Source organism: Pseudomonas sp. A25(2017), assembly GCF_002001065.1.
GTDB classification, from domain to species: Bacteria; Pseudomonadota; Gammaproteobacteria; order Pseudomonadales; family Pseudomonadaceae; genus Aquipseudomonas; species Aquipseudomonas kilonensis.
Window position 1 is genome coordinate 44,898 of sequence record NZ_MUOA01000077.1, and the last position, 7,854, is coordinate 52,751.

Here is a 7,854-nt window from a genome sequence, read left to right on the forward strand (position 1 = left end):
AAATTCCATTTATTTCTAAAGCTCACAGCCTGACCAGCCCAAGGTACTAAACCCAGGCCAAATTCAGCTTGGAAAAAGGGCATTTCAGCAACAGTCGGCGCCGGCCACACATACACGCTGAGAGGGCACAAAATGCGGGCGTGACAGGACCTCCGCGTGAGCGGATAACCAAAGGGGAGGGTACTAGGAAAGATAATTAAGAGCGCTTACCCGCCTTAGCCACGTTATCCAACAGCTGACTTAACCTATCCTGAACGCTGGTAGTCGACTGACTTCTGCCTGGTGAGTTACCAGGTGGGTGCGATGGCTCACGCATTGACGGGTTGCCCTGATTCTCCTTGGCCTGCCAGCGTGCCCGAGATACTTCACGTCTGTGCAGCTCTTGGGAGTAACGCGCTATGTCATCCAACCGCCGCTGGGCAATCGTGGCCAACTGGACTTGGCGACGCTTCCGCGCTGAGTTCTGCACGCGCTCAAAAACGTGCAACAGGCCGAGGTCTTTCCAGAACAGTTTTGTGAGGCGAACTAACACGCGGGTGCGTACCAGGTGCAAGCCGTTGTCGTCCTTTTCATCCAGGCGAACACGCTCGATACGGCGGTATACATAGCCGGCAGCATCAAGGGTCTGAAATAACCGGCACAGGACCGGAGCTGAAATGGGCGAGTCCTCAGCGATTCGCCGCTGCGTATTCAATACATAGTGACCGTTATCTTCATCCAGGAAGCCCAGCACCCCCGTGGCCAGGTCCAATCGAACCAGGATCTGCTCTGCCACTTTCTCGATGGCTACGAACTTCTCAATGCGTGTGCGGCGATCGCCATTCACGCGATCAAGTCGACGAAGGTAACGACCTCGATGAGCCGTTATGTTGCTCAGTCGCTCGTATGCAGATCGGATCAGGGGGTTTTTCAGCTGCTGCTCGGATAAATGCCGGGGGGCTGCGTAAGACGGTGGCATCGGCCGCGCGGGGCGCCGTAAGGCGGAGTGCGGATTAGAGGGGTCAAGTCGTACGGCCTTTAGCTTTGCCATTACGCCTGCCCCCCTCGGTTGCAATAACCGTTCGGAGAAAAGCCTTTGTCTACTATGAGGTACGGGCCGTTGCCATATTGGACGCACACAGCCGCTGCGAATACGAATTCCATTTTTATACGCCGTTCGACGGCAAGCTAAATCGGTTGACATTTTCAGGGTTGCAAGAACCCGTAGTGCCAGCCATAATCAGCTCACCAATTGATGTGTTGAGCAGGCCTCTAACCGTCGAAAGAGAAAGGCCTGTTCTAGATTTTCCAAAAAGCCCGGTTACCAGCCGGGCTTTTTGGTTTCTGCTTTTTGGTTTTCTACACGATTGAACTCTCTGTAAAGGGCTGCCTCAGTGCTGCTCGGCCTTGTTATCCGAACCTTCATTTCCTAGATCCAGACGGAACTGTGGGTGCTTTACCCCCTCGTCCAGCTCCTTCAAATACCTCAACACCGCATTGCGCATGGTCTCGGACACCGTTGTACCTTCCAAACGCATGGCAGCATCAAATCGTCTTTTGGCTTGCTCATCGAGCTTGAAGCTGACGACAGTGGGTTTGTGTTCGGCGGTCATAGGCAGATACCAAAGTAATACGGTAATACACGCTTATGTGAGGTTAGAAGTTCTACGGTAGTACGTCAAGCGCTGGCCTAGATGGTAATGCTTGGCTAGTGAAGGACTTAGCGTAGAAATCTCAGCCTCTGTACCAGACATGGCCAATCGGGGACCACGTGGCTTTACCGGGTAGGTACTGGTGGAGGCTTGGGCTTTGATGCGGTAACGGCAGTGGATGGCCAGCGCCGTAGGCGGATCGAGGAGGTGCGCCAATAGCGAGAATCACTAAGACGAAGGCATAAAAAAACCCGGTTTTTGATCACCGGGTTAAACAAGAATTAGGCCATTTCTGAGAGGAGCCGGCCCGGAAAAGATATTATCAGAAGAAATTGTAGGTGTAACTCACGATCAATCGATTCTCGTCCTGATCGCGCTGGTTGGCCGCATCGGAGCGAAGCGAGGCATTACGCCAGGTCAAGCCAAGGCCTTTCAGCGTACCGGCCGGAACGACGTAGCCCAGGGAGAAATCACGCTCCCATTCGCTACGGTCATAGCCAGCGGCAGCAATGTTGTCGCCCTTCAAATACATGACCGATGTTGTCAGACCAGGCACACCAATCGTTGCAAAGTCGTAGGCATAACCTGCCAACCAGGTGCGTTCGCCGGCACGTTGGAACTTGCCAATCTGTACATCGGTAATCAGGTAGCTGCTGGAACCATCACCTTGGTTCAAGAATGGGAAATCACTGGTTCCATTCACACGTTGATAGCCGGCGGTCAGTGCATGGCCTTGCAGGCTGTATGTGAATTTTGCGCTCCAGGTGCGGTTATCAACTTCACCACCGTTGTTGTTGAAGCCCGACGAGCGATAACCCGCAATCCGACCTTCTTGGCTGGCATTCTTGCCATCAGAGTCGCTGTAGAAGTAGCGGAGATCGGTTTTCAGATTGCCAACTGGTAGCGCCCAGTTATGCAGCAAACCGAAGAAGTGTTGTTTGTAGAAGTCATCCAGGTTGCCGTAGTAATACTGAGCGGTCAGGTCCTTGGTGATCTTGTAATCACCCCCGCCGTAGTAGAACGCATTGCTGCGCTGGTTGGATCGGGTGGTTACTGGATTGCCATTCGAGCCCGCAATGGTCAGCGAGTCCATATTGGTCGAGTTCCGACCCTTGGCGTGCTCGAGCTTGCCACCCACCAATGTCAGGTTTTCAATGTCATTACTGGTGATCTGGCCACCCTCGAAAGTCTGCGGAAGCAGGCGGCCATCATTGGTTTGAACAACAGGAAGCTTTGGCTGCAAAGTACCCAAGCGCAATTCTGTCTTGGAAATTTTCACCTTGCCGGTAACGCCCAGGCTACCGAAGTCGCCAACGGCGCGTCCGTCACTGTCACTCGGGAAAACAGTACCACCCTTGCCCACGCTATTGGCGTTGTAAGCAGTGCCTTTGCCGGAGTCAAGACGAACGCCATACAAGCCGATAGCATCCAAACCGAAACCAACAGTTCCCTCGGTGTAGCCCGATATGAAGTTGAAGATGAAGCCTTGGCCCCACTCTTCTTGCTTCGAAGGATTGGCGGTGCCGTCTCGGTTGTCCGTGTTGATGTAGAAGTTACGGGCCGTAACGCTCAATTTGCTGTCTTCAACGAAACCATGTTGCTGGGATTCGGCGGCGTTTGCACCTAAAGAAAAGCTGGCAAGCGCGACAGCTATAGGCAAAGAACGGTTGTACATAGATAGCTCCTGGTGTGTCTTTTTTTGGTGATGCTGAAAGGCCGCCACGCTAAACGTAATTATTTGTTACGTCCATGATCGTTACGGTTTTTGCTTATGCATTTTGGCTATGAGCGCATCTACGAAAATGCCAAATACCTTCTAGATAGAAGTAAACCTAGTAAACCGTAAGGCATCAGTGTTTACTATTCCGTACACCTGGATCGCGTTTCGAACCAGGTCGCAATGAAGACTGGTATTGATCCGATGACAGAGCCGATACGAATGACCCTTGCGGATTTTGAAGCAAGCCAAGCAAAGCTGATAAAACTGTCTGCTGAGGTAAATAACCTGGCCCGCTTGATTCTTGTTGAGGGGTTACCCCCAACGGAAGCCGCAGCGGCGGTGGGTATGACCAAGCAGAATGCTTACAAGCATATGAAACGCGTTAGGGCTCTCCTACACGGGTTGCCAGCCAACTGGGTGCTTATGGAAGCGGAATGGATGCCAGATTGGTTAGCGGCAGAAACACGCGAAAAATTAAAAAAAGAGGTCGAAAAAATAAAAAACGAGTAAACCCGGTAAACTAATGGTTGACAGGGTTTACTCAAGTACATAGCATGGGGCCATCAGCGACAAACACGGCGCTGAACCCCAAACCAAGGAGTGTCACCATGAAAGCATCTATCAAAATCGCAGCGTTCGGCCTGGTTGCAATGGGCGCTCTGTTCAGCACCGGTTGCACTACCCTCGACAACCTGCATGCCGCCGCTGCTGCTGAGCGCGCTGCGAATCCAGAGAAGTACACCGAGATTCCAGAAGTTGCGCAGGCTCAGTACTCAGCTGGCCAAGACGGTGCGCCGTACCAGCCATCCTGCGCCTGGGGTTGCCCGGACGGTGTGCCTGAACTCACCCGTAACTTCTAAACCCAGCGATCCAAACAAAACCCCGCCGAAGCGGGGTTTTTTGTGTCTCACCTAGAAAACGCCCCGCATAGCGGGGCATTTCTAACTACAAACTAACAGCACGATGAGATTTTTAGGTCCCGCTACAGCCCCCTCCACAGCTGTACCACTTAATTGTTAGTGGAAGGGCGCGAGTTGACATTGCATCACCATTGAATGCCTTCAACGTGTAGGAGCGTACGTCACCGTCATTCGTTTTCAAATAAAGATCGGAGCCGAACTGTCCAGGTATGACTTTATTTGAGAGTGAGAATGAGGTTCCCGAGCCTGAGTAAACAACGTTGTCCCATGGGTCAACTACTTCGTAACGAGTAGCCCCCGTGGCACTCCAACTAAAATTGTTTTCTTCGTAATACGCAATCTCCCTATCTAGATGAAGACGACTGGCACTGAACGTCGATGAGCCTGCCTGAGTAGAACGACCTTGCTCAGAAAAGCTGCTTATAACAGGCGCGGCACTCTGTAATGTCACCGCCGCCGTGGCCGATCCAGCTACCGCCGACGCCCTCACCGTCGCAGACCCAGCGACCGAACCACTCAGCGTCACAGTGACTTTACCGCTGGCATTGGTGGTAGTTGAAGTCGCAGACAATGTACCTAGGCTGGTGGTCCAGCTCACGGCGACGCCTGCACCAACAGAGTTGTTATTGGCATCAAGTACCGTTGCAACCAACGTACTCACATCAGAACCATTTGCAACAATAGAAGTTGGCGTTGCCTCGACATCAACGACACGGACTGTTGAAAGGTCAGCTGTAAAAGTAACCCCAGCGTTTGCGAAACCAGCAACCGCCGCTGCTTTGACTGTTACACCTACTGCGGCGGTTGAAGAACGCAATACGATTGTTGCTTGACCACTGGAATTGGTCACGCTCGATGCTGCGGAAAGCGTGCCTCCGGTAGTTGTCCACGTCACATTGATACCGGCCCCCAAAGTGTTGCCATTGGCATCCTTGACTGTCGCGACCAAGGTACTGGTTGAACTGCCGTTGGCTACGATGCTGGTGGGTGTCGCCACCAATGCCGTTACCGCTGCCGTGGCGCTGTCGGGCGTCAGGGTCACCGTTGCCGTTGCAGATCCAGCCACGGCCGAAGCCGTCACCGTCGCCGAACCGGCCACTGTGCCTTTCAGCGTCACCGTGGCCTGGCCACTGGCGTTGGTCGTGCTCGATGCTGCAGACAAGCTGCCCAGCGACGTCGACCAGGTCACCGCAACGCCGGCGCCCAGGGTGTTGCCGTTGGCATCCTTGACCGTGGCCACCAGGGTACTGGTCGTCGTGCCGTTGGCCACAATGCTGGTCGGAGTCGCTACCAGCGAGGTCACGTCGGCCGTCGCACTGTTCGGCGTCAGGGTCACTGCTGCAGTTGCAGATCCAGCCACGGCCGAAGCCGTCACCGTCGCCGAACCGGCCACCGTCCCTTTCAGCGTCACCGTGGCCTGGCCACTGGCGTTGGTCGTGCTCGATGCTGCAGACAAGCTGCCCAGCGACGTCGACCAGGTCACCGCAACGCCGGCGCCCAGGGTGTTGCCGTTGGCATCCTTGACCGTGGCCACCAGGGTGCTGGTCGCCGTGCCGTTGGCCACGACGCTGGCCGGTGTTGCCACCAGCGAGGTCACCTCAGCCGTCGCACTGTTTGGCGTCATGGCCACAGTTGCTGTGGCGGATCCGGACAGACTACTGGCAGTCACGGTTGCAGTCCCAGCAACTGTTGAGGCTGTCAGTACCGCACTGGCTTTGCCGTTAGCATCGGTGCTGCTCGATGCGGCCGACAGGGTGCCGGTGCTGGTCGACCAGGTCATCGGCGCGTTGGCCACCGGATTGCCGTTGGCATCTTCAACCGAGGCCACCAGGGTACTGGTCGCCGTGCCGTTGGCAACGATGGCGGTCGGGGTAGCTTTCAGGTCTACCACTTTCGCGGTAGAGCCATCCGGCGTCAGCGTCACGTTGGCCGTCGAAGCGCCGGCCGAGGCCTGGGCTTTCACGATCGCGGTGCCGGCAACGGTGCCCTTGAGGGTCACGCTGGCCTTGCCGTTGGCATCGGTGCTGCTCGATGCAGCCGACAGGGTGCCGATGCTGGTCGACCAGGTCACCGGGGCATTGGCTACCGGGTTGCCGTTGGCATCTTCAACCGAGGCCACCAGGGTGCTGGTCGTCGTGCCATTGGCCACGATGATGGCCGGGGTCGCGTTCAGGTCCACTACTTTCGCGGTGGAGCTGTCTGGCGTCAGGGTCACAGCTGCCGTTGCAGATCCAGCCACGGCCGAAGCCGTCACTGTCGCCGAACCGGCCACCGTCCCTTTCAGCGTCACCGTGGCCTGGCCACTGGCATTGGTCGTGCTCGATGCTGCAGACAAGCTGCCCAGCGACGTCGACCAGGTCACCGCAACGCCGGCGCCCAGGGTGTTGCCGTTGGCATCCTTGACCATGGCCACCAGGGTGCTGGTTGCCGTGCCGCTGGCCACGATGGTGGCCGGGGTAGCGGTCAGGTCTACGACCTTGGCGGTGGAGCCATCCGGCGTCAGCGTCACGTTGGCCGACGAAGCGCCGGCCGAGGCCTGGGCCTTCACGGTCGCGGTGCCGGCAACGGTGCCCTTGAGGGTCACGCTGGCCTTGCCGTTGGCATCGGTGCTGCTTGATGCGGCCGACAGGGTGCCGGTGCTGGTCGACCAGGTCACCGGGGCATTGGCCACCGGGTTGCCGTTGGCATCTTCAACCGAGGCCACCAGGGTACTGGTCGCCGTGCCGTTGGCCACGATGGTGGCCGGGGTAGCGGTCAGGTCTACGACCTTGGCGGTGGAGCCATCCGGCGTCAGCGTCACGTTGGCCGACGAAGCGCCGGCCGAGGCCTGGGCCTTCACGGTCGCGGTGCCGGCAACGGTGCCCTTGAGGGTCACGCTGGCCTTGCCGTTGGCATCGGTGCTGCTCGATGCGGCCGACAGGGTGCCGGTGCTGGTCGACCAGGTCACCGGGGCATTGGCCACCGGGTTGCCGTTGGCATCTTCAACCGAGGCCACCAGGGTACTGGTCGCCGTGCCGTTGGCCACGATGGTGGCCGGGGTAGCGGTCAGGTCTACGACCTTGGCGGTGGAGCCATCCGGCGTCAGCGTCACGTTGGCCGACGAAGCGCCGGCCGAGGCCTGGGCCTTCACGGTCGCGGTGCCGGCAACGGTGCCCTTGAGGGTCACGCTGGCCTTGCCGTTGGCATCGGTGCTGCTCGATGCGGCCGACAGGGTGCCGGTGCTGGTCGACCAGGCCACCGGGGCATTGGCCACCGGGTTGCCGTTGGCATCTTCAACCGAGGCCACCAGGGTACTGGTCGCCGTGCCATTGGCCACGATGGTGGCCGGGGTAGCGGTCAGGTCTACGACCTTGGCGGTGGAGCCGTCCGGAGTCAGCTCAACATCAGCCGACGAAGCGCCGGCCGAGGCCTGGGCTTTCACGGCCGCGGTGCCGGCAACGGTGCCCTTGAGGGTCACGCTGGCCTTGCCGTTGGCATCGGTGCTGCTCGATGCGGCCGACAGGGTGCCGGTGCTGGTCGACCAGGTCACCGGGGCATTGGCCACCGGGTTGCCGTTGGCATCTTCAACCGAGGCCACCAGGGT

Annotated in this window: 6 protein-coding genes; 2 read left to right on the top strand and 4 right to left on the bottom strand. The window is 57.7% G+C overall.

Going from position 1 to position 7,854, the window contains the following annotated elements; translation table 11 throughout:
• Positions 1-196 precede the first annotated feature (196 nt).
• The 3 genes from B0E42_RS20610 to B0E42_RS20620 all read right to left on the bottom strand — a co-directional run bounded on the left by B0E42_RS20610 (position 197) and on the right by B0E42_RS20620 (position 3,306).
• Entirely contained in the window at positions 197-958 is a 762-nt protein-coding gene (locus tag B0E42_RS20610) for a hypothetical protein (RefSeq protein WP_077507188.1), read from the bottom strand.
• 412 nt (positions 959-1,370) lie between these two features.
• Positions 1,371-1,592, bottom strand: coding sequence for a ribbon-helix-helix domain-containing protein (locus tag B0E42_RS20615; RefSeq protein ID WP_077507189.1), 222 nt, complete (start codon positions 1,590-1,592; stop codon positions 1,371-1,373).
• 361 nt (positions 1,593-1,953) lie between these two features.
• A complete protein-coding gene (locus B0E42_RS20620; protein WP_077507190.1) occupies positions 1,954-3,306 on the bottom strand; it encodes an OprD family porin in 1,353 nt (450 codons plus the stop codon).
• A gap of 225 nt (positions 3,307-3,531) precedes the next feature.
• Here B0E42_RS20620 and B0E42_RS20625 point away from each other — a divergent pair, with 225 nt between their 5' ends.
• Both B0E42_RS20625 and B0E42_RS20630 read left to right on the top strand, forming a co-directional pair.
• On the top strand, positions 3,532-3,861 hold the full coding sequence (locus B0E42_RS20625) for a TrfB-related DNA-binding protein (RefSeq protein ID WP_077507191.1): 330 nt from the start codon (positions 3,532-3,534) through the stop codon (positions 3,859-3,861).
• A gap of 98 nt (positions 3,862-3,959) precedes the next feature.
• Positions 3,960-4,211, top strand: coding sequence for a hypothetical protein (locus B0E42_RS20630; protein WP_077507192.1), 252 nt, complete (start codon positions 3,960-3,962; stop codon positions 4,209-4,211).
• A gap of 112 nt (positions 4,212-4,323) precedes the next feature.
• Here B0E42_RS20630 and B0E42_RS20635 read toward each other — a convergent pair.
• Positions 4,324-7,854, bottom strand: a 3,531-nt coding sequence (locus B0E42_RS20635; RefSeq protein ID WP_077507193.1) for an S-layer family protein, incomplete at its 5' end; no start/stop codon positions are given.

Excerpts from the sequence above, each read along its gene's own strand:
- B0E42_RS20610 (WP_077507188.1), bottom strand. The coding sequence starts at position 958 with ATGCCACCGTCTTACGCAGCCCCCCGGCATTTATCCGAGCAGCAGCTG.
- B0E42_RS20630 (WP_077507192.1), top strand. The coding sequence starts at position 3,960 with ATGAAAGCATCTATCAAAATCGCAGCGTTCGGCCTGGTTGCAATGGGC.
- B0E42_RS20620 (WP_077507190.1), bottom strand. The coding sequence starts at position 3,306 with ATGTACAACCGTTCTTTGCCTATAGCTGTCGCGCTTGCCAGCTTTTCT.
- B0E42_RS20625 (WP_077507191.1), top strand. The coding sequence starts at position 3,532 with ATGAAGACTGGTATTGATCCGATGACAGAGCCGATACGAATGACCCTT.
- B0E42_RS20615 (WP_077507189.1), bottom strand. The coding sequence starts at position 1,592 with ATGACCGCCGAACACAAACCCACTGTCGTCAGCTTCAAGCTCGATGAG.